Here is a 22737-nt window from a genome sequence, read left to right on the forward strand (position 1 = left end):
TGGGCTTCTGATAGCCCCCGCGGGGAGGCCGGTTGGGTCCGGGCATTATTCCCCCACCCCCTCTTGCTGAGATTGATAGATCTCCTGATAGATCTGATTGGAAGCCAGCAGCTCCTCGTGAGTGCCCTGGCCGGCGATGTGGTCGTCGTCCAGGATCAGGATCTCATCGGCGTACTGCACCGACGAGATGCGCTGGGCGATGATAATGACGGTGGTGTCCTTCAGATTCTTGGCGAAGGACTGGCGAATGGCCGCCTCGGTGGCCGAATCCACGGCGGAGGTGGAGTCGTCCAGGATCAGAATGGCAGGCTTTCGCAGCATGGCCCGGGCGATGCACAGCCGCTGCTTCTGGCCGCCGGAGACGTTGGTGCCCCCCTGGTCCAGAACGGTGTCGAATCCGTCGGGGAAGGACATGATAAAGTCATAGGCCTGGGCGTCCTTGGCGGCCTGAACGATCTCTTCCTCGGTGGCGTCGGGCTTGCCCCAGAGCAGGTTCTCCCGGATGGTTCCGGTGAACAGCACGTTGTTCTGCAGCACCATGCCGATGCGGCCCCGCAGCTCCTCCAGAGGGTAGTCCCGCACGTCCACCCCGTCCACCAGGACGCAGCCGCCGGTGGCGTCATAGAACCGGGGGATCAGATTGACCAGGGAGGATTTTCCGGTGCCGGTACCTCCCACGATGGCCACAAACTGGCCCGGCTGGACGGTAAAGCTGATGTGGGACAGCACGTCGTCCCCGGTGCCGGTGGCCACATATTTAAAGGACACGTCCCGGAACTCCACCTCGCCCCGGGGAGCGGGGAGGTCGGAACGGACGGCGGTCTCCTTGTCCTCCACTGAGGGCCGGGTGGTCAGCACCTCGTTGATCCGGTGGGCGCAGGCCTGGGCCCGGGACAGCTGGAGCAGGGACATGGCCACCATCATCACGCTCATGAGGATCTGGGTGATATAGGAGATAAATGCCTGGAGGCTGCCCAGATCAAAGGTGGCTCCCATGACCATCCTGCCGCCCAGGTAGAGCACCGATACCACGGCGCCGTTCATCGCCAGCATCATGATGGGCATGATGGCCACGATCCGCATTCCCACGTTCAGACCGGCCTCCATCAGCTCATCGTTGGCCTTTTTAAACTTGCCCCGCTCATGGTTCTCCCGGACGAAGGCCTTGACCACCCGGATGGCAACCAGATTCTCCTGGAGGGTGTTGTTCAGACCGTCGATTTTCTTCTGCATGACCTCAAACAGTCTGGTACAGATCCTCATCAGAACAGCGATAGCCGCTACCATCAGGGGGATGATGACCACCAGCACCAGCGCCAGACGGGCGCTGAGGCGGAAGCAGATGACCAGGGCGACAATCAGCATCACCGGAGCCCGGACCAGCATCCGCAGGCCCATGGCCAGCATCATGGTCATGGCGTTGACATCGTTGGTCATCCGGGTGATGAGGGATGCGGAGGAAAACCGGTCAATGTCGGCAAAAGAGAATTCCTGCACCTTGTCAAACAGGCACTGGCGCAGGTTGCCGCCAAAGCCCTGGCTGGCAAAGGCGGCGTATTTGGCGGCCATGACGCCGCAGAACATGGAGACGGCGGCCAGGACCAGCATCATCGCCCCCAGCTTGAAGATATACCCCGCGTCTCCGGCGGGAATGGCCACATCCACGATCTCCGCCATGACCAGAGGCAGCAGCAGCTCGCAGATGACCTCCAGGATAATCAGGATCGGCGCCTTGACGGCGTCCTTTTTATAGCCCTGGAGGTGGGTAAGAAACAATGAAAGCAACGGTTCAGCCCTCCTGTTCGTTAGAATGGTGGTCTTGTTTGCTCAGGTTTTTCAGCATCCGCCGTCGGAAGGCCAGCAGCTGTTCCCGCTCCTCCTCGGAAAAGCCCTCCAGCATCCGGCCGCTCACCCGCTCAAAGGCCCGGTAGCAGTCCTTCACCGCCGCCGCCCCCTTGTCCGTCAGGAGCACCAGATTGCGCCGGGCGTCTCCCGTGCTGGGCTGGCGGTGGATATAGCCGCCCCGCTCCAGGGATTTCAGCGAGTTTGCCACCGCGGCCGGCGAGATATGCAGCAGCTCCGCCAGCTCCCGCTGGGCGTGGCACTGGCAGCCGGGCTCGCCTTTTCCGGAGCTCTCCAGAATGGTCAGCAGCATGGGGTGCCCCACCTCGCTCAGCCCGGCGGCGGCCAGTTCCTCCTGGACCGCGGTCCGGTGGGCCTGGTTGATCTGACGGGCCAGCAGCTCCATCTCGTGTGAGGATACCATCCGGATCATGCCTCCCTGCGAAATAATTAACCCATTAACGATTAATGCGTTGATTATTGTAACACCCGCCGCAAGAAAGTCAAGAACTTATGACGCAGATTCAAAAAATGTTTACACTTTGGCCCCTTCGTCCCGCAGCCGGCTGTTGGTGTTTCAAAAACCTCCGTTCCGTGTACCCCGTCATACAACCCTCCCCCCGTTTTTCCCATAAGTAGAGAGGCATTTGCGCCCCTTCCGCCCTTTATAAATAAGCATGATGGAGGAGATACACAATGGCAAGCAATCACACGCCCCAATACGGGCTGAACCAATGGCTCAGCTCGGACACGGTGCTCCGCACCGACTTCAACCAGGACAACACCAAACTCGAAGCGGCCCTGCTGGCTCTGGCGGACGGCATCCAGACGCTGAACAGCAATGTTCAGACCATGTCCGGCGAGATCCAGACCCTGTCCAACGGCCTGCAGGAGCTGTCCGGCCGGGTTCAGGCTCTGGAGACCCTTCCCGACAACGTCCAGAGTCTGACGGCCCGGGTCCAGTCCCTTGAAGCCCTTCCCAGCCAGATCCAGACGCTCACCGACCGGGTGAAGGCGAGTACCTATGTGGGTACCGGAAAATACGGGAGCAACAACAAAAACAGCGTCACCTTCCCCGCCCGCCCCAAAGCGGTGTTTGTTTCCGGACCGAATTCGGCTGTCTTTCCCGGAACAGCCGCGTCCGGATTTGTCAACAGCGACGGCTACGACATGATTCCCTTCTCCTGGTCCGGCAACACGTTGTCATGGTACAACGCTCAGGATCCGGCCTACCAGCTGAACGAGAACGGCGTGACCTATACCTGCCTGGCCCTGTACCTGTAAAGAAACGGCCCCGGACTTCTTGTTTGAAGCCCGGGGCCGTTTCTTGTCCTTTCTTTCCATCACCGGGGCCCGGCACAGGGCAGCACCGCCCGCACCAGCAGTCCGCCCTGGGGCCGGTTCTCCGCCGACACGGCGCCTCCGTGGGCCCGGATGATGCTGCGGCAAATGGACAGTCCCAGGCCGGACACCTTCCGCCCCCGGTCCGAGGTATACAGGGGCTCAAAGATCTGTTGGAGCAGCTCCTGGGGCACGCCGGCACCGTTATCGCAGAACTCCAGGATCAGTTTTTGTCCCTCCCGGCGGCACAGCACCTCCAGCTTCAGCGCCCGGGCTCCGCTGTGCTGGATACTGTTTCCGATCAGATTGCCGAAATACCGCTTCATATGGGCGGAATTGCAGATCAGCTCCGCCTGGGGGCAGGTGCAGCTCACCGTCAGCTCCACGCCGGCGTCCTCCAGCTCATCCCGGTACTCCCGCAGCAGGCTGTCGCACAGCGCCTGGGCGGTAATCAGCTCCATGGGGGCCTCGTCCCGCAGGCCCGCGTCCAGGTAGTCGTCAAATTCATCCACAATGGACTTGATGGCCACCCCCTTGTCGTGAATGCTGCGGAGGTACTGCGCCTGCTTCTCCGGGCTGAGCCGGGCGGACAGCAGCCGCTCGGAGTAGCCCAGCACCGAGGTCAGCGGGGTCTTGATGTCGTGGGAGATGGAGGCGATGAGCCGCCGCTCCGACTGCTCCTTGGCCCGAAGCACGCCGGTCAGGTCGGCAAAGGTGTTTTGGAGCTTGCCCACCTCGTCCTTCCGGACGCTGCGGGGGGGCAGGGTGCCCTTTTCCGAATACTCCCGCATGGTCCGGCGCAGTCCGATGATCGGGGAGACGATCAGCAGGTAGAGCAGGACCCCCGCCAACAGGAACAGGCCCAGGTTGAACAGGATCAGCCCCTCAAAAGCCTTCCGGGTCACCAGGTCACTCAGATCCCGGCGGCTCAGGGGGGCGCTCTCCACCCGGACCAGCAGGGTCTCTCCCGAGGGCAGGTGTACAGCCGCGCCGTCGGACACGGTGAGCTGGACATCCGTCCAGATGCCGGGCATGAACTGGAACAGGACCTCCCCCTTGCCGTCCTGCACACCGCAGCCCAGTCCTCTGGCAGCCAAGTATTCCTCCAGCCCGGCGCAGTCGCCCCCGCTCTCCTCCAGGAAGGCGGCCACCTGCCGGGTCTGCTGCCGGGTCTCCTCCACGGCCTGGTCATAGCGCTCCCCCACATAGGCCCGCAGGTAGGTGAGAAACCAGAAAAAGGACAGCAGCCAGCCCAGAATTGCCGCCGCCAGCAGGATGGCAATCATTTTTCGGGACAGCTTGGCGCTGAGCCAGCCCGCCCCCGGGACACGCCACTTTCTCTTTTCAGCCCCCATTGGCCGCTCCTCCCGCCTGCTCGGTATACCCGCTCTTGGTCACAAATCGGTAGCCGGAGCCCCAGATCGTCTTGATATACTCCCACTCCGGGTCGATCTTGGTCCGCAGCTTTTTGATGTTGATGGCCACGGTGCCCACGTCGCCGTAATCGGTCTTCCACACGCTGTGGAAGAGCTGCTCTTTGGACAGGGTCTGGCCTGCGTTGTGCATCAGGCAGGCCAGCAGGTCAAATTCCCGGGTGGACAGCTCCACCGGCACACCGTCCTTGGTCACCGTCCGTTCCTCCGGGTCCAGCCGGATCTGTCCGATCTGGATGGCCGCCTGCCGCTCCCGCTCCCGGGGCGTCCGGTTCCGGTTCTGGGCCCGCAGGTGGGCCCGGACCCGGGCTACCAGCTCCTCCAGGGCGAAGGGCTTGGTCATATAGTCGTCGGCCCCCAGGCCCAGCCCCCTGACAATGTCTTTCACATTGTCCTTGGCGCTGAGGAACAAAATGGGGCAATTCACCCGGTCCCGGACCAGGCGGCACACCTCCAGACCGCTGATTCCCTTCATCATAATATCCAGCAGCACCAGATCGAAGGTCTCATCCTCCAGCAGCGCCAGAGCCTCCTCTCCCGAGGAGGCCGTCCGCACCTCCATATTCTCCTCGCTGAGCACATCGGACACCAGCTCCAGGATGGACGCGTCGTCGTCCACCGCCAGGATCCGTTCCTTCATATGGCTCGCCTCCTTATAACATTCTCGCAAAAATGTCTTGATCCGGGGCTATTATATCATGAAGCGGCCGGTTGAATCATGAAGAATTATTAAGCCCGTCCATTTATTAAGGATTATTAGAAATGGGCCCGATCCGTTGACTTTGCCCCATTGGAATCATAAAATGCGGACCGAGAAAATAATCTTCATTTCAATCCAACAGAGAGGGTGGCCCACTTGCTTGAAAAAATCGCTCAAAAGCTGACCCGGAGGCCAAAGCTGGTCATTCTGATCGCCGTGCTGATGCTGATCCCCAGCATGCTGGGGGCGGCCTTCACCCGGATCAACTACGACATTCTGTCCTATCTGCCCCAGGACCTGGATTCGGCCCGGGGCGAGGCTCTTCTGGAGGACCCCTTCCGGATGGCCGCCACCACCATGCTCATCGTGGAGGGTATGCCTCCCGAATACACCCACCAGCTTCAGCAGCAGGTGGAGGAGGTCCCCGGCGTCAGCAATGTGGTCTGGGTCTCCAGCATGGTGGGTATTCAGCTCCCCACCGAGATGATCCCCCAGGACCTGCGGGACATCTTCTTCTCCGGCGACGCCACCATGATGATCGTCCAATACGACCAGCCCGGCGCCTCCGAGGCCACCATGAAAGCCATCCAGCAGGTGCGAAACCTGTGCAACAAGAACTGCTTTCTGGCCGGTTTCTCCGTCTTCACCAAAGACACCAAGGATCTGATCTCCAAGGAGATGCCCCTGTATGTGCTGATGGCCGCCGTTCTGTCCGTGGCCGCCATGTGCGTCACCATGGACTCCTGGCTGCTGCCCGTGGCTTTGATGCTCAGCATCGGCCTGGCTATTCTCTACAACTTCGGCACCAACATTTTCCTGGGCCAGATCTCCTACATTACCCAGGCCATCGCGGCGGTGCTCCAGCTGGGCGTCACCATGGACTACTCCATCTTCCTCTATGACCGCTACCTGGAGGAGCTTCCCCACTATGAGGACCGGCGGGACGCCATGGCCACCGCCATCGTCTCCGCCTTCCGCTCCCTGTCCGGCAGCTCCATGACCACCATCGCCGGCTTTTTGGCCTTGTGCTTCATGCGGCTGACTCTGGGCCGGGACATCGGCATCGTCATGGCCAAGGGCGTGGTACTGGGCATCGTCACCGTGGTCCTGGTGCTGCCCTCCATCCTGCTGGTGATGGACGGCCCCATCCAAAAGCACCGCCACCCCTGCCTCAATCCGAATATGGACCGGCTCAACGGGTTCATTATCCGGCACCGGCACTTCTTTGTGGTGCTGTTCCTTCTTCTGTTCATCCCCGCGGTATACTCCAACAACCACACCCAGGTCTACTACAAGCTGGATGAATCCCTGCCCCAGGATATGCCCTCCATCGTGTCCACCAACAAGCTGAAGGACCAGTTCAACATGGCGTCCTCCCATTTCATCATTCTCCGGGACGGTCTGGACCGGGCGGACATGCGGGAGCTGGAGGAGGCCATCGACCAGGTCCCCGGCATCACCAGCGTGATTGCCTATGACAATCTGGTCCCCGGCACCATTCCCGACTTCTTCATCCCACAGGAGATCAAGGACCTGTGCAAGCAGGGCGGCTACCAGATGATGATGGTCAACTCCGAGTACGTCACCGCTTCGGACCAGGTGGCACAGCAGCTGGATGAGCTGAACCGGCTGGTCAAGGCATACGACCCGGTGGCCTACATCACCGGCGAGGCCGCCATGACCGCCGATCTGATCTCCACCTCGGCGGTGGACTTCCAGGTCACCAGCTACCTGTCCATCATCGCCATCCTGATTCTGGTGGCCATCGCCTTCCGTTCTCTCTCCATCCCCATTTTGCTGGTGGCAACCATCGAGCTGGCCATCTTTATCAACCAGGGCATCCCCTACTTCACCGGCGCGGAGATCCCCTTCATCGCCCCTACCGTCATCGGCTGCATCCAGCTGGGGGCCACGGTGGACTATGCCATTCTGATGACCACCCGCTTCCAGGAGGAGATCCAGAAGGGCAGGGACCGGAAGCAGGCCATCCGGTCCGCCGCATCCGCCGCCGACGTGTCCATCCTTACCAGCGCACTGGTCTTTTTCTGCTCCACGTTGGGCGTGGCGCTGATCTCCACCATGGACCTGATCAGCGGCATCTGCCTGATGCTGGCCCGGGGCGCCATCATCTCCGCCCTGGTATGTATGTTCATTCTCCCCTCGGTACTGGTGGTCTTTGAGCCCATTATCGCCAAGACCACCCTCCACTGGCGGACCCCCAAGGCCCCCAAGCCGAGAAAACCGGGCCGTCCCGGCCTGCCCCACCGGCAGAGAGAACCCCTGCCCGCCTCCGGGGAGGGCACGGCCGAACCTGTTCCGGCGGAAGAGAGCCTTCCCGCCGATCCCATTTGCTGAAAGGAGCCGCACACCATGAAACGTCACTGCAATTTCATCCGGCGGGGGCTGCCCCTGTCTCTGGCCCTGATTCTCACCGCCGGGCTGGTCACCCCCGCTTTTGCCGAAGAACCCCGGATCGCCGCCGCCCACGACGAGACCTATTACGCCACCCTGGATTACTACGGCGGCGTGCTGGACAGCAGCGTGGTCAAGAGCTACAAGACCTACGGGAACGACACCATCACCGATTACGGCGTCTACGACCAGGTGACCAACCTCACCGACGACCGGCTCCCTGCTCTGGGGGACGGCACCGTCACCTTCCAATTGGGAGAGAACGCCCCCAGCCGCTTCTACTTCGAGGGCAAAACCACGCAGCCCCTGGACGAGTTTCCCTGGAAGCTGTCCCTGTCCTACACGCTGAACGGGGTGCCCACCCCCGCGGAAGAGCTGGCGGGCCAGACCGGTCTGGTGGAGATCACCCTGGACGCGGTGCCCAATCCCGCCGCCTCCGAGTACAGCCGGAACAATCTGGTCCTCACCGCCATGTCCATGTTCAACGGGGACGACATCCTGTCCCTGGAGGCCCAGGGGGCCCAGGTCCAGCTGGTGGGCAACCTGTACTGCGTGCTGTACATGGTGATGCCTGGGGAGGAGCAGCACTTCACCATCCGGGTGGGCGCCGAGGACTTCTCCTATAACGGCATGATCTTCCTGGCCGTCCCCGCCACCCTGCAGCAGCTGGACCAGATCGCCGACCTGCGGGAGGCAAAGGAGAAGACAGAGGACTCCTATGAGGCCATTCAGGACAGCATGGACGTAATTCTCAGCTCTCTGGATGGCATGAGCGGTTCCCTCAACGCCACCGCCAACGGACTGGACCAGCTGAACCAGGCCCGGGGCACCATCTCCGGCGGCAAGGACAAGGTCTATGACAGTCTGGACATCGCGCTGGACGCCGCCGGTCCCCTGGTGGACTCCATCCAGCCCGCGGCCAGCCACCTGGCCACCGCCCAGCAGGCTATCGCCGACGCCGCCGCCCTGCTGAACGAGATGAACGGCAACGTTCAGGCTCTGAAGCCCGAGGTGGAAAACACCCGGAAACTCATCAAAGACCTCCAATCCGACCTGGACGAGCTCCAGGAGCTGCTGGACGACCTGGAGGACAACGGCACCCTGGCCCGGGCCCGCCAGTCCGCCAAGGCGCTGAAGAGCGACTTTACCAAGCTGGGGACCAGTGTAGACCAGCTGAACGGCAGCCTGTCCCAGCTCCAGTCCCAGCTCAGCGACCTTGACCGGCAGCTGGCCCTGCTGGACGACAGCGACGGCAGTTCCATCACCATCCAAGGCAAAAGCCTCAGCTACATCAAGAGCAAGTGGCCCCAGGTCCAGGCCCTCCACGACCAGTACGAGGCCGCCGGACTGGAGGGAGTGACCTTCCAGGAGTACATCCTGGCCGGCGCTCTCCAGCAGTATAACGCCGCGGTGACAGGGGCCGGCGGAGCCCCCGTCACCATGGAGGAGTTTTTGGCCACCCCCACCGGACAGGCCGCGGCAGAACAGGCCCGGGAAGCGGATGAGCTCTACTCCATGGCCTCCCAGACTCCCGACTTTGAAGGCCAGCTGGAGCAGCTGGAAAAGATGGGGAACGCTCTGCAGAAACATGACGTCAGTGTAAACCAGCTGAAGAAGGCGGTGAGCGCCGGTAACGAGATGACCTCTGCCCTATCCGGCCTGTGCGCCGCTCTGGGCAGCAGGAACCTCAGCGGCGATCTGGAGGACCTGTCCCATCTGCTGGAGGACACCTTCGACACGCTGGAGGACCACAGCGGCTCCCTCTCCGGTCTGACCGGCACCCTGAACTCCGCCGGTGACCTGGCCATCCGTGTCAGCGCCAATCTGGACACCGCTCTGGACCAGACCCAGTCCCTCACCGATCTTTTAAACACCTATGAGCCCCAGGCCCAGCAGGCTCTGGAGGACGCCAAGGCCTTCGCCGACTCCGCCTCTACCGGCATTACCGCCCTGGTGGACGCCGCCAAAGCCACCGAGGCGCTGGCCAAGCAGAGCGGTCAGGAGCTGGACGCAGGCACCAAGCAAGCCCTGGCCGGCCTGTCCGCCGCCCTGCGCCAATCCACCAAGGGGCTGAGCCAGACCAGCACCATCCGGAACGCCAAGGACACCATCGACGCTTTGATCCAGGACGAGTGGAACAGCCACACCGGCGGGGAAAACAACCTGCTTCTCATGGACGCCGGCGCCCAGCCCGTCTCCCTCACTGACAGCCGGAACGAGGGCACCGCCAGCATCCAGTACATTATGCGCAGCCAGGAGATCAAGACCCCGGAACCCGAAGCCGAGCAGCTGCCCGCGGCCCAGAAGGACAACGGCACCGTCTGGACCCGGATCGCAGACATGTTCCGGGACATCTGGAACACCATCACCGGCTGGTTCCGCCACTGATACAAGCCCTCCAACAAAGCATACATTTGGATAAAAGCGCCCCTCCTGCTGATGCAGGAGGGGCGCTTTTGTATTTCTTTGGGCGGTCGGAATCAGAGTCCGGCGGGAGCGGAGCTTTTCTTCCCCTTCCGGCGGAAGATATGGCTGATGTTGTCGATGACGGAGTAGTACACTGGGGTGAAGATCAGGGTAATGACGGTGGAAATAACCATGCCCGAGATCATCGTGATACTCATGTCGCTCATCATCTCGGCGGCTCCCTCGGCCATGCCCATGGCCATGGGCACCAGGGCCAGGATGGTGGTCAGGGTGGTCATCAGCACCGGGCGGACACGGAGGGGACAGGCGTGGAGGATGGCCTCCTCCCGGCTCTCGCCCCGCTCCCGGCGCTGGCGGATATAGTCCACCAGGATGATGGAGGCGTTGACCACCGTGCCGGCCAGCATAATGAGGGCTACCAGGGAGATTATGGACAGGTCCCGGCCGGTAAGGGGCAGGGCAAACAGGGCGCCGGTAAAGGCCACCGGCAGGATCATCATGACGATGACCGGCATGAGGAAGGACTCAAACTGGGAGGCCAGCACGAAGTACACCAGACCCAAAGCCACGATCAGTGCCAGCAGCAGATCCCCGAAGCTCTCCATCATATCGGTGTAAGCGCCGGAGATCTGGGCCGTGTAGCCCTCGGGCAGGGTGTAGTTGTCCAGGATCTTGTTGATCTCCCGGGTCATGGCAGTGACGTCTCCGCTGATGGTGTCGCCGGTGACGGACACCTGGCGGGACTGGTCCACACGGGTGATAGTCTGGGGGGCCATCACCACGTCCACATTGGCCACCGAGGACAGGGGCACGGTACCCCCGAAGGCGGTGGTGATGGGCATGGAGCGCAAGGCATCCAGATTGGCGGCGGCTACCCCGTCGCCCCGGATCACCACGTCCAGTTCTTTGTTGTCAATGGTGACGGTGGTAGCCGTGGTGCCGGTCAGCTCCGACCGGACGGCGGAGCCCACGGAGGCGGCGGTGAGGCCGTACTGGGCAGCCGCCTCCCGTTTCATGGTCACCTTGACCTGGGGCACCTGTGTGGCCAGAGAGGTGCTCACATCCACCGCGTCGGGCAGCTGGGCGATCTGGTCCTTCAGGTCATTGGCGATCATGGACAGGGTTTCGTAATCGGTCCCGGTAATATCCACGCTGATGTCGGACCCGCTGAGCATGGCGGTCATATCGGTGGAGACGATGGTGATCTCCGCCCCGGCAATGTCCCGCAGCTTGTCCCGCAGGTCATTGGCCACCTGTTCGCTGGACCGGGTCCGCTCGCTCTTGTCCACCAGGTTCAGGGCCACTGAGGCGGACTCGGACTGGGCGGTGTAGTACAGGTCGTGGAGCTCCGGGACCTGTTCCTGGGCCACCGCCGCGATCTGATCGGCAATGGCGGCGGTCTGCTCCACCTCCGAGCCGATGGGCGTGCTGACGGTGATGGAGATCATGCCCATATCCATTTCAGGCAGCAGCACCGACTTGGTGGACAGACAGGCCACGGTAAACAGGGCCACCAGCGCCACCGACGCCCCAATGCCCACCCAGAGATGGTGAATCAGGAAATTCAGCACCTTCCGGTAGCCATTCAACATCCGGTCGAGGAGGCTGCCCTTCTCCTGCTTGCCAGCCGCCCTCTTCAGCTTCTGCTGGCGCACCTTCTCCTCGTCCAGCAGGAAGTAGCACAGTAGGGGCACCAGAGTAATGGCAATGATAAGAGAGGACAGGATCAGGAAAGAGATGGTCAGACAGAAATCGTCAAACAGCATCCCCGCGATGCCGCCGGACAGCCCCAGGGGCAGGAACACCGCCACGGTGGTCAGGGTGGAGGCGGTGAGGGACAATGTCACTTCCTTCGTGCCCTCCACACAGGCGGTCATGCGGTCACAGCCGTCGCCTGCGTAGCGGTAGATGTTTTCCAGCACCACGATGGAGTTGTCCACGATCATGCCCACGCCCATGGCCACGCCGCCCAGAGACATCATGTTCAGGGTCAGGTCAAAGACATTCATCAGCACGAACACCGTCAGGATACACACGGGCATGGAGACGGCGATGGTGGCGGTGGCGCCCAGGCGGCGCAGAAACAGGAATACCACGATGGCGGCCAGAATGACGCCCAGGACGATGTTTTGAAGGGCGGCGTTCACCGCCAGATTGATATAGTCCGAAGCCAGGTAGGGGATGGAATAGACCACCGAGTTGTTCTTCTGCCGCAGCTGCTCCATGGTGTCCGCCACCGCGTTGGCGGTAGCCACCTCGTTGGCCCCCGACTGCTTGGACACCTGGAGGATCACACAGTTGGTGCCGTCCATCTTGGCGATGGTGTCCGACTCTTCGTTCTCCAGCCGCACGTCAGCCACCTCGGACAGGCGGACCGTGCCGCCGGTGGGCAGGGCCAGGATCATATTGGCCACATCCTGGACCGACTCAAACTTGGCGTCGGTGGTGACGGTAAGGGTCTGGGAGCCGTTCTGCAGCTCGCCGCCGGGGTAGAGCAGGTTCTCCGCCGACAGGAACTGGGCGATGTAGGAGTTGGACAGGCCATACCCGGCGGCCCGGGTGGGATCCACCTCCACGACGATCTGCTGCTCCACGCCGCCGGCGATGGTGACCTGGGCCACGCCGTCGACGCGCTCCAGGGCGGGGATCACCGTCTCCTCCGCCAGGGTCTGGATGTCGGCCAGATCCTCACCCATCAGAGCCACCATGGCGGAGGGCATCAGGTCCCCGATGTTCATGTTGACGATGATGGGGTCCATGGCCCCGTCGGGCAGGGAGAGCATGTCAAACTTCTCCCGCAGCTTGGTGGCGGCAATGTCCAGGTTGGTGCCCTCCACATAGGTGATCTGGACCTGGGTCACGCCGTCGGAGGAAGTGGAGCTTACCGACTCCACGCCGGACACCGACATGACCGCAGACTCCAGGGGGCGGGTGACCAGCTCCTCCATATCGCTGGGGCTTGCGCCGTTGTAATAGCAAAGGACAATGGCCGCCGGGGCCTCCATGTCGGGCAGAAGGGCCAGCTGGAGCTGGGTGGTGAAAACCACGCCGAAGATGCTGACCATAATGACCGCCATCAGGGTGGTGACCTTGTGCTTGATACAGAATTTGGAGATACTCACTTAGGCTCAGCCCTCCCCGGAGACGACCCGTACCGGATCGCCGTCGGCCAGATAGGACTGGCCCACTGTCACCAGCTGCTGACCCGGAGTCAGTCCGGTGAGCACCTCGGTCACGCCGGTTCCGGTCAGGCCGGTGGTCACTTCCACATACCGGGCCACACCGTCCTCCACCACATAGACATACTGGACGTCGCCGCTGGTGAGGATGGCCTCGGTGGGCACCACGATGGTGTTGGCAGAGGTATCGGTACGGAAGGTCACGTCGGCGAACATACCAGCCATCAGTCCGCCCACCTCGGCGGGGACGGAGAGGGTCACGGTATACAGCTTGGTCTGCATGTTGGCGGCCTGCTCCACCGAGCGGATGGTGCCCACGAAGGAAGCTTCCACAGCGCTAACGGACACATCCGCCTCGTCCCCGATGGCAAGCTTGGGCACCAGGGCCTCGGACACGGAGACCTGGACCTTCATCTGGTCCACTCCATCGATGACGGCCACGGGCATGGAGGGGGAGACGAAACCGTTCTCCACCGCGGACAGGGAGACCAGGGTGCCCGAGGCGGGGGCGATCACGTTGCCTCCCGTGTCCACGTTCTCCAGGACAGCGGCCAGCTGCTCCACATTGGACTTATAGCTCTGCATCCCAGCCTCCAGCTGGGCCAGGGTGGAGTCCCGGCCGGCCTGGGCCTGCTGGAGGGACAGCTCCGCCTGGTCGATCTCCAGCTGGGAGGCGGCGCCGATCTCGAAAAGCTGCTTGAGGTTGTTCACGTTGTCCTGGGCCAGCTGGATCTGCTTGTCAAAGATGGCCTTCTGGTCCTGGTAGCTCTGGACAGCGGAGGAGTAGCTGATGTTGGCGGCGTTATAGCTGGCCAGGGTGCTGGCCAGGTCCAGGGTACAGATCTTGTCTCCGGCCTGGACCACATCGCCCGCCTCCACATAGACGGCGGTACACTTGGCGCTGGTGGCCACCATAACGGTATGCTCGTTGTCAGCCACCACCTTGCCGGACACCTTGTTTTCGGTGGAGATGTCGCCGGCGGTCACCTCCTTCACCTGGACCGCCACGCCGGCGGTCTCTTCCTGACTGCCGGAAGTGGAAGATTCCTCTCCTCCGCAGGCACTGAGAGACAGCATCAGGGCAGCCGCCAGGGCGAGGGATAAAATTCGTTTCTGTGACATAATATGCAGGTCCTCCAATTAGTTCAGGATGCCGTGGTCCACGGCCCAGCGGTAATCGTTGTAGGCGGAAAACAGGTTGCGCTCAGCAGTCGCCACCGTGTCCCGTGCAGTATTCAGATCGTCCTCGGCGGTGAGCAGCGCATTTTTGGAGATTGTGCCCTGCTCATATTTCAGTTGATCCACCCCATAGTTGTCCTGCTCCACGGCCAGCGCGGCCTGGGCGGCGGTCAGCGCCTGGGCATAGTCCTTGACCTGGGCGTACAGGGCGCGGAATTTCAGTTCAAAGGTCTGGACGGCGCTCTGATAAGTATACTGGGCGCCCTGCCAGGTATGCTGGGCCTGGAGATACTCATACTTTTTCTCGTTGTAATTGTACTCTTTACCCGCGTCCTTGAAGTCCTCCTGGGCGTCGTCCAGGGTCTTTTGGGCATCGTAGAGCTCAAAGCTGGCTTCCTTGGCGGCGGCCAGATCGTTCTCCCGATTCATGGCCTCCAGTTCCTGGGCGGACACCGTGGGCAGGGCGGTCAACTGGACCGTCCCGGTGAGATCGGCTCCTACCATGGCCTCCAGATTCATGGCCAGGGTCTGGGCGGACATAGACAGCGTCTCCCGCTTGCTGACCAGCGTGGTGCGGCCCGCCTTGGCCTGCTGAAGCTGCATGGCGGAGATCTGGCCCAGCTTGTACCGCAGCTCTAGTTCTTCAATCTGCCGGTCCAGGGCGTTCAGCGAGCGCTCCAGAGCCTCGTCGGCGGCTCTCAGCTCGCTGAGCTGGATGTACATTCCCTCCGCTACCATGACGATACTGTCCTGGGCGTCCCGCAGCTGCCGGACCTGGTCGGCAGCCTCCGCTTGGAGCTTACCCTCCTTTAAGTCGTCAAACTTCTCCCGCAGGGTATCGTACTGGGCCTGGAGAGACTGGGCGGCGGTAGAGGTGGACATGGCGGCAATGCTCTGGAGGGCGGCGTCCAGCCCCTCCATGCCGGGGATGCCCGTGCTGATCTGGGGGCTGCCGGTGGTGAGCTCCCAGTGGGCGTTGGCCACGTCGTTCAGGCCCTTCCGCAGGTCCTCCTTCAGCTTATCATAGTCGATGACCTCAATGATGGAGATGTTTTCCTGGAGGAACAGACTGTTCAGATTCCCCGCACGGACCCGCCGGTCCAGGTTGTCAAAGCTGATGGTGCCCGCCGGGTCGGGGGTGGGCTCGGGCTCCTCCGGGGTCTCTCCCTCAGACTGCGCTCCGGAGGCGTCGCCTTGGGACGCCCCCTGCTGGGTCTCTCCGCCCTCCTCGGGGACTGCATCCCCGTCCTCCCGGGGGATATCCTGGGATACGGCGGACTCCGCCGTATCCGTCTGGACGGCGCTCTGATCTTCGGCCGGGGCGGAGCCGTCCTCTTTGACAGGGTCCGCCGCGAACACGGACACCCCGCACAGGGTCAGAGCCACCGCCGCCGCCAGAAGAATGGCTGTCATTTTTCGATTCAACATGTATGTCCTCCTTGCTCCGCGGGTCCGCCTTTCCCCTCCGGGAACAGGCCGCCCCACTTGACGATCTCGATCCGCTCCTCCAATATCTCCCGCTGCCGCTTCCACTGTTCCGGATCCTGGGTGGTCTCCATGACCGCGTAGGCCAGGGCAGCTACCAGCAGTATACAGATATGGTTGACAAAGGCCGGGTCCTTTCTTCGAAATCCGGACAGATCCACCATCTTCAGCAGAGGCACCGTCATCAGCTCCCCTCCGCGAAGCAGGAGATTCCGAAAATCAAATCCGGGATTGAGCTGCATGATCTGGATACAGCGCTTTAAAATAGGGTCCGTGCTTCCGGTCGGGTCCATGAACCGGTCAAAGACATGGACGGGAAAGGGAAACAGATCCCCCCGGGTCTCTCTGAGGACTTCCTCAAAGACGCCGAAAAAATACTGCCGGATCTCGCCCAGCAAATGCCAGAACAGATCCTCCTTGTCCTGAAAATACTGATAAAAACTGCCCCGCGGGATGCGGGCACTATGGATGATCCGGTTGATGGAGGCATCGGTAAAGCTGGTGCTGGTAAATTCCGCCCAGGCGGCGTCCATCAGCCGCTCCCGTTTTTCCTCCGGTAATCGAAAAAAGGTACTGGTCGGCATGTGATCCCCCCAATGTGACATTTTGTCATTATGACAATCTGTCACAAATTATACCTGCGCTGTCCTACTCTGTCAATCGGAATCATGTGAATGTTTTGTGAATATTGTTTCCCTCTTTTTTCAGAAACAAAGGACGGCGTTCCCGCCGTCCTTCGCCTCTGAATTGTGATGATACATCAACCGTTTCTCTTCCTGCGGCTCCTTGCGTAAAACAGCTCAGCCAGAGCTCCGGGAGTCATGTTTTCCCGCTCTTCCCCGGACAGGTCCAGCACCACCCGGCCCATATCCAGCATAATGGTGCGGCTGCCCACACTGAGGGCGTAGTCCATGTCGTGGGTGATCATCAGGGTAGTGATCTGGTTCCGGATGACGATCTCCTCGGTGACTTCCATTACCTTCTCCGCCGCGCCCGGGTCCAGAGCGGCAGTATGCTCATCCAGCAGCAGGAGTTTGGGCTGGGCCACCGTGGCCATGAGAAGGGAGGCCGCCTGGCGCTGGCCGCCGGACAGCAGACCCATCTTGGTCTTCATCCGGTCCTCCAGCCCCATATTCAAGGTAGCCAGCAGGTCCCGGAAGTAGGCGTTGTCCCGCCGGTTGACGGCGAAAAAGCTCTTGGACGCTTTCCGGGTGTAGGCCAGGGCCAGGTTCTCCTCCAGGGTCATGGTGGGTGCGGTGCCCCGGAGGGGGTTCTGGTACAGGCAGCTCATGTTCAGGGCCCGTCGGTAGTCCTTCTGCCTAGTGATGTCCTCCTCTCCCAGGAGGATGCTGCCGCTGTCGGGAAGGATCCGTCCCAGGATGGTGTTGAACAGTGTGGATTTTCCCGATCCGTTGGAGCCCAGAACAGTGACGAACTGGCCGGCGGAGACCTCCAGGTCCAGGTGGTCCAGGGCCAGCTTCTCATTGACGGTGCCCGCCTCGAACCGTTTGGTCAGGCCCTGTACGGATAACGAACTTCCGCTCATTGCGCGCCCCCTCCCTTCCGGCGTCTGGGCAGCTTCTGGCGGACCAGAGGGACTGCCAGTGCCGCCACCACGATGAGGGTGGACAGCAGTTTGACAGCGTAGCTGGGCATATCCACCTGGTAGGCCGCCTGGATGATGATCCGGTAGAGGAGGGAGCCCCCCACGGCGGACACCAGGCCTCCCACCATTCCCTGGTCCCCAAAGAGGACCTGGCCGATAATGACGGAGGCCAGTCCCATGACCAGCATACTGCTGCCGCAGTTCAGGTCGGCGTACCGCTGCTGCTGGCACAGCAGGGCCCCAGCCAGGGCCACCAGGGCGTTGGCCAGCATGACCCCGGCGGTGCGGGTCAGGTCTGCGTTGATGGAGGAGGAGCGGACCATCTCTTCGTTGTCGCCGGTAGCACGGATGGCCATGCCGGGCCGGGTAAAGAAGAACACCCCCAGAGCGGCGGTCAGGACCGCCACGATGGCCAGAGTCAGGAGCAGCACCTGGACATTGCTGTCGGCAAACAACCCCTCCGCCCCCGCAAAGAGGGCGGCAAAGTTTTTATAGATCGTGGGGCTGGCAGCCTTCACCGCCGCCCCGGCGGAGTTCACCGTGTCGTACTGGAGGTACAGGTTGGACTGTCCGCCCAGCACGGCGTAGTTCACGGTGTACAGTCCTGCCGCCACCAGGATGCCGGACAAAATGGGCTCGATGCGCAGCTTTGTCTGGAGCAGGGCGGTGAAAAAGCCCGCCATCGCCCCCGCCGCCGTCCCAGCCAGCAGGGCCAGCACCGGATGTCCGGCAATGGTGACGGCGGCACACACCGTCATGCCGAAAACGAAACTGCCGTCCACCGTCAGATCCGGGGTCTTTAAAATGCGGAAAGTGACGAACACCCCCAGAGCCATAGGGGCGTACAGCATTCCCTGGCTCAGGGCGGAGATGAGCATACTCAAATAGGCCATAGGCGCCTCCTTTGTCAAACGAGCGGGGTCCGGCGGGAAGCTCCCGCCGGACCTATTATTATAATGTATCCTCAGGTACCGAAGTGGCTGGTGCCGTCGGCCTCCACCAGGACGTCGTAGTCCATGTAGGCGCTGTCAGGGAAGTCGGCCCCGAAGCGGCTGGCGGCCTGGAGGTTGACGAACTTGGCGTAGTCGCTCAAAGTCTCATAGGGCAGGTCAGCGGGGGCGGCGCCATCCAGGATCTTCAGCACCATGTCGGCCACCTGCTCGCCCAGCTGGACGTAGTTGACGCCGATGGTGGCGAAGCCGCCGTCAGCCACCATGGAGTCGGCACCGCAGTAGACGGGGATACCGGCGGCGTAGGCCACGTCGGTGTAGGTGGCCATGGCGGAGGCGATGGAGTTGTCGTTGCCGGTGTACAGGGCGTCCACCCCTCGGGAGATCAGGGTCTCGGCAGCGGTCTGGAGTTCGGACAGGTTGGCGATGGAGACCTCCTCGTAGGCGATACCCTCCTGATCGCAGTAAGCCTTGGCGGCGTTGATGGTGGAGACGGAGTTGGCCTCGCTGGAGGTATAGAGGAAACCGATCTTCCGGCAGTCGGGCTGGAAGTTGAAGATCAGCTTGACGATCTCGGCGGCAGGAATGTTGTTGGATACGCCGGTGATGTACTGGCAGTCGTCCCCGGTGAGGCCGGCGGCCGCGGGATCAGAGACGGCGGCAAAGACGATGGGGGTGCCGTCCCCGTCAAAGACGGCCTTGGCGGACTGGGCAGTGGAGGTTGCGATGGGCACCACCAGGTCCACACCCTCGGCCTTGCAGTTGCTCAGGATGGTGGACAGGGCGGTGGAGTCCCCGTTGGCGTTCTCGGTGGTGATTTCAACGCTCTTGCCGGAGGCCTCCAGTTCGGAGACGATGGTGTCCCGGATTTGGTCCAGGGAGGTGTGGCTCATGGGCTGGACGATAGCAATGCGATACACATCCTCCGATGTGCCGGAGGTGCTGGCCGAGGGGGCGCCAGAGCCGGAGCCGGTGGAAGCAGAGCCGCAGCCGGCCAGAATACCGGCAATAACCAGGGCGGAAGCCATAACAGAAACAAATTTTTTCATTTTATATTACTCCTTATTATCAAATTGTGGGCGGTCACAGGGCCGCCGCCATCGTAATATGCTTTCGGATGACCTGGCAGGAGGCATCCAGCATCCGCTGTTCCTCGTCATTCAGGTCCAGTTGAACGATCTCTTCAATGCCGTTTTTTCCGATGCGGCAGGGGACGCCGCAGTGGACGCCCCGCTGGCCGTACTCTCCATCCAAGAGGACGGAGACGGGAAGGACCCGTTTCGCGTCCCGGAGGATGCACCCGGCCAGCTCGGCCAGAGCACGGCCAATGCCAAACTCCGTGGAGCCTTTGCCTTCAATAATGTCCATTCCTGCCCGGCGGGTCTGCTCCAGGATCTTTTCCTTGTCCAGGCCCAGCTTTTCAAAGGGGAGGCCCCCCACTGTGACGGCGGAAAAGGGAACCATGGAGGAGTCGCCGTGCTCTCCCATGGCGAAGGCGCACACGCTCCGCCGATCCGTCCCGGCCTCCTGGCTGATGACCCGGACCAGCCGGGCGGTGTCTAGGAGGGTCCCGGTGCTGAAACACCGCCATCGCTCCAGCTCCAGGCTCTTGCGCAGGTAGTCGGCCACGATGTCGGCAGGGTTGGTAATGGTCACCACCGGACAGGTGAGCTTCAGGGGCTTCAGTTCCTTCCCGAGGCCCTTCAGCAGCTCCACCGACCGGCCCAGCAGATCCAGGCGGGTCTGGCCCGGGAGGCGGGGCTCCCCAATAGCCACCACCGTCAGGTCGGCGTCCTTGCATTCCCCGTATCCGCCGGAGCGGACGGTAACATTCCGGTCCAGGAAGCTGACGCTATCCGCCACGTCCAGGGCCTGGGCGGCGGCCTTCTCCGCCACGCTGTCCACCAGAACGATCTCTCCGCACACCCCGGAAGCGGCCAGGGCATAAGCACAATGGCTGCCCACATGGCCCGCTCCGATAATGACAACTTTTCCCTGATTCATATCGGTATCCTCCCTTTTGGAACATAAAAAACGCCCTTGACCGAATTTCACTTCGGTCAAGGGCGAAATAACAACGATTCCGCGGTGCCACCTTGATTCAGCCCTTTGACAGGGCCCTTAAGCGGGATACCAACATATCCCCGACGGGTAACGTCCGTCCTAACGTCGGTCCATTTAGAACCGCCCTCCGCAGACCATATTCCTCAGAGCCCTGTGGGGAGCTTCCACCGCCCTCCCCTCGCTGCGACGGGACCGACCTGACTTTTTTCTGCGTCATCAGTTTAGATGGGTGAATTATAAAACCGGCTTTTTACTTTGTCAAGAATTTTTCGCGGAAAAATTTCAACGCGGGTCCCCACGCAAAATCACTCTCTGACGGATCACGGTTTTTCGCGGAATGTCGGTCACATCGCTTCACAAAATGGAATTGTCTTACAGCTCCAGCGGTTTTCTCCCTTTTCTCCGAAAAAATTTCTCCCCTCCTTCCTCTCTTCCCGTCATTTTGCACAGGAATTCTCTCATTTTGTTTTTTCCGGTATTTCCTCCTTTCAATTGTAACATAATTTATATTCTTTTCCGCACCCTCCTGTTCCCGCTTCACTCAAAAGTCCGTTTTTTCTTACTTTTCACTTATTTAGGAAAGTGTTTTCGGAATTTTAACCTTTTTCCTCCTTTTCTCGTCACTTTTTCTTCTTCCCGTTCCGGCATCAAGTTGTGTATTTTTACGATTGACATTTGTTTTTTTCCTCCATATAATGGGCACCAAACCTGAAAAATTCAAAACGGATTCTTTCAGGTACGCGGGCCGCTCCAGACCCGTTTCGGTTTTCCATTCAAGGAGGTAAATGAATATGAAAAAGTATCTTGCCATGCTCCTGGCCGGCGCCATGTGTGTCAGCCTTCTGGCCGGCTGCGGCGGCGGCGACAAGCCCGCCGACAAGAGCGCCGCTTCTTCCAACGCCGCCAGTTCCAGCGCTTCCGCCGAGGCCGGCGTCCTGAAGATCGGCGGCATCGGCCCCCTGACCGGCGGTGCTGCCGTGTACGGCGTCGCCACCAAGCAGGGCGCTGAGATCGCCGTGCAGGAGATCAACGCCAAGGGCGGCCTGCAGTTGGCTCTGGACTTCCAGGACGACGAGGCCGACCCCGAGAAGGGCGTCAACGCCTACAACAAGCTGAAGGGCGACGGGATGCAGGTCGTCTACGGCTGCACCACCACCGGCTCCTGCCTGGCCGTAGCCGCCGAAACCTTCAATGACCGGATCTTCCAGCTGACTCCCTCCGCCTCCTCCGCCGACGTCACTGCCGGCAAGGACAACGTGTTCCAGATCTGCTTTACCGATCCCGGCCAGGGCATGACCGCCGCCAACTACGTCACTGAGAACAAGCTGGCCACCAAGGTCGCCGTCCTCTACAACAACGGCGACGCCTACTCCACCGGCATCGCCCAGGCCTTCATCGCCCAGGCCAAGGCCAACGGTCTGGACGTGGTCACCGAGCAGACCTTCCCCGACGACACCAACACTGACTTCACCGTGCAGCTGAACGCCGCCAAGGACGGCGGCGCCGAGCTGGTGTTCATGCCCATCTACTACACCCCCGCCTCTCTGGTGCTGAACCAGGCTAAGAGCATGAACTACGCCCCCATCTTCTTCGGCGGCGACGGCATGGACGGCATTCTGGAGATGGAGGGCTTTGACAAGTCCCTGGCCGAGGGTCTGATGCTGATGACCCCCTTCAACGCCGCCTCCACCGAAGAGCGCACCGCCAACTTCGTAAAGCAGTATGTGGACGCCTACGGCACCACCCCCAACCAGTTCGCCGCCGACGGCTATGACTGCATGTACGCCATTTACGAGGCCTGCCTGAAGGCCGGCGTCACCGCCGACATGAGCGCTCAGGATATCTGTGAGCAGCTGATCGCCACCTTCACTGCCAGCGACTTCAGCGTGGACGGCCTGACCGGCTCCGGCATGACCTGGGGCACCAACGGCGAGGTCTCCAAGGCTCCCCTGGTCTTCCAGGTGGAGAACGGCGGCTACACTGCCCGCTGAGCATCCCAATTCAAATTTCAGGGGACCCCAAAGGGGGTTGCCGGGCCTCCCCTCGGCAACCCTCTTTCCCCATTTTTCCCGCCGCGTGCTGTATGGCGGAAACATCTGCGTCCCTCATCGCCGGGGCC

General features: G+C 61.6%; 16 protein-coding genes. 4 read left to right on the plus strand and 12 right to left on the minus strand.

Translation table 11 applies throughout. The features are described from left to right. Positions 1-45: 45 nt before the first annotated feature. Together I6E39_RS03640 and I6E39_RS03645 are read right to left on the minus strand one after the other, a co-directional pair. The gene (locus tag I6E39_RS03640) at positions 46-1785 is read right to left on the minus strand and encodes an ABC transporter ATP-binding protein (protein ID WP_235380102.1); all 1740 of its coding nucleotides are present in this window, start codon (positions 1783-1785) and stop codon (positions 46-48) included. A 4-nt stretch (positions 1786-1789) separates the two neighbouring features. After that, positions 1790-2266: a MarR family winged helix-turn-helix transcriptional regulator gene (locus I6E39_RS03645; protein ID WP_235380104.1), complete on the minus strand. Its 477-nt coding sequence runs from the start codon at positions 2264-2266 to the stop codon at positions 1790-1792. A 272-nt stretch (positions 2267-2538) separates the two neighbouring features. Here I6E39_RS03645 and I6E39_RS03650 point away from each other — a divergent pair, with 272 nt between their 5' ends. Next, positions 2539-3126: a hypothetical protein gene (locus I6E39_RS03650; RefSeq protein WP_235380106.1), complete on the plus strand. Its 588-nt coding sequence runs from the start codon at positions 2539-2541 to the stop codon at positions 3124-3126. Between the two features lie 59 nt (positions 3127-3185). Here the strand turns inward: I6E39_RS03650 and I6E39_RS03655 are convergent, their stop codons facing one another. Together I6E39_RS03655 and I6E39_RS03660 are read right to left on the minus strand one after the other, a co-directional pair. Continuing rightward, complete coding sequence (locus I6E39_RS03655) at positions 3186-4538, minus strand: sensor histidine kinase (RefSeq protein ID WP_235380108.1); 1353 nt, start codon at positions 4536-4538, stop codon at positions 3186-3188. Further along, positions 4528-5256, minus strand: coding sequence for a response regulator transcription factor (locus I6E39_RS03660; RefSeq protein ID WP_235380110.1), 729 nt, complete (start codon positions 5254-5256; stop codon positions 4528-4530). The genes I6E39_RS03655 and I6E39_RS03660 overlap by 11 nt, the downstream gene beginning before the upstream one ends. A 216-nt stretch (positions 5257-5472) precedes the next feature. Here I6E39_RS03660 and I6E39_RS03665 point away from each other — a divergent pair, with 216 nt between their 5' ends. Both I6E39_RS03665 and I6E39_RS03670 read left to right on the plus strand, forming a co-directional pair. Continuing rightward, on the plus strand, positions 5473-7671 hold the full coding sequence (locus I6E39_RS03665; protein WP_235380112.1) for an efflux RND transporter permease subunit: 2199 nt from the start codon (positions 5473-5475) through the stop codon (positions 7669-7671). Positions 7672-7686: 15 nt separating this feature from the next. Continuing rightward, complete coding sequence (locus I6E39_RS03670; protein WP_235380114.1) at positions 7687-10116, plus strand: hypothetical protein; 2430 nt, start codon at positions 7687-7689, stop codon at positions 10114-10116. Between the two features lie 92 nt (positions 10117-10208). On the opposite strand, the gene I6E39_RS03675 is transcribed toward I6E39_RS03670, so the two are convergent. The 8 genes from I6E39_RS03675 to I6E39_RS03710 all read right to left on the minus strand — a co-directional run bounded on the left by I6E39_RS03675 (position 10209) and on the right by I6E39_RS03710 (position 20558). Next, a complete protein-coding gene (locus I6E39_RS03675) occupies positions 10209-13277 on the minus strand; it encodes an efflux RND transporter permease subunit (protein ID WP_235380116.1) in 3069 nt (1022 codons plus the stop codon). 6 nt (positions 13278-13283) lie between these two features. Continuing rightward, positions 13284-14456, minus strand: a complete 1173-nt coding sequence (locus I6E39_RS03680) for an efflux RND transporter periplasmic adaptor subunit (RefSeq protein ID WP_235380118.1) — start codon at positions 14454-14456, stop codon at positions 13284-13286. A gap of 18 nt (positions 14457-14474) precedes the next feature. After that, positions 14475-15941: a TolC family protein gene (locus I6E39_RS03685; RefSeq protein WP_235380120.1), complete on the minus strand. Its 1467-nt coding sequence runs from the start codon at positions 15939-15941 to the stop codon at positions 14475-14477. Then, on the minus strand, positions 15935-16582 hold the full coding sequence (locus I6E39_RS03690) for a TetR/AcrR family transcriptional regulator (RefSeq protein ID WP_235380122.1): 648 nt from the start codon (positions 16580-16582) through the stop codon (positions 15935-15937). Before I6E39_RS03690 ends, I6E39_RS03685 begins: the two co-directional genes overlap by 7 nt. A gap of 176 nt (positions 16583-16758) precedes the next feature. Next, positions 16759-17544 carry an ABC transporter ATP-binding protein gene (locus tag I6E39_RS03695; RefSeq protein ID WP_235380123.1) on the minus strand — a complete coding sequence of 262 codons (786 nt, stop codon included), beginning with the start codon at positions 17542-17544 and terminating at the stop codon, positions 16759-16761. After that, on the minus strand, positions 17541-18497 hold the full coding sequence (locus I6E39_RS03700; RefSeq protein WP_235380125.1) for an ABC transporter permease: 957 nt from the start codon (positions 18495-18497) through the stop codon (positions 17541-17543). Before I6E39_RS03700 ends, I6E39_RS03695 begins: the two co-directional genes overlap by 4 nt. A gap of 71 nt (positions 18498-18568) precedes the next feature. After that, positions 18569-19603 (minus strand): ABC transporter substrate-binding protein, encoded by a 1035-nt coding sequence (locus I6E39_RS03705; protein ID WP_235380127.1) that lies wholly within the window; start codon positions 19601-19603, stop codon positions 18569-18571. A gap of 34 nt (positions 19604-19637) precedes the next feature. After that, positions 19638-20558 carry an L-lactate dehydrogenase gene (locus tag I6E39_RS03710; RefSeq protein ID WP_235380129.1) on the minus strand — a complete coding sequence of 307 codons (921 nt, stop codon included), beginning with the start codon at positions 20556-20558 and terminating at the stop codon, positions 19638-19640. 851 nt (positions 20559-21409) lie between these two features. On the opposite strand from I6E39_RS03710, the gene I6E39_RS03715 reads away from it, so the two are divergent. Continuing rightward, complete coding sequence (locus I6E39_RS03715; RefSeq protein WP_235380131.1) at positions 21410-22609, plus strand: ABC transporter substrate-binding protein; 1200 nt, start codon at positions 21410-21412, stop codon at positions 22607-22609. Positions 22610-22737 lie beyond the last annotated feature (128 nt).

Source organism: Pseudoflavonifractor phocaeensis, assembly GCF_021531375.1.
Taxonomy (GTDB): domain Bacteria; phylum Bacillota; class Clostridia; order Oscillospirales; family Oscillospiraceae; genus Lawsonibacter; species Lawsonibacter phocaeensis_B.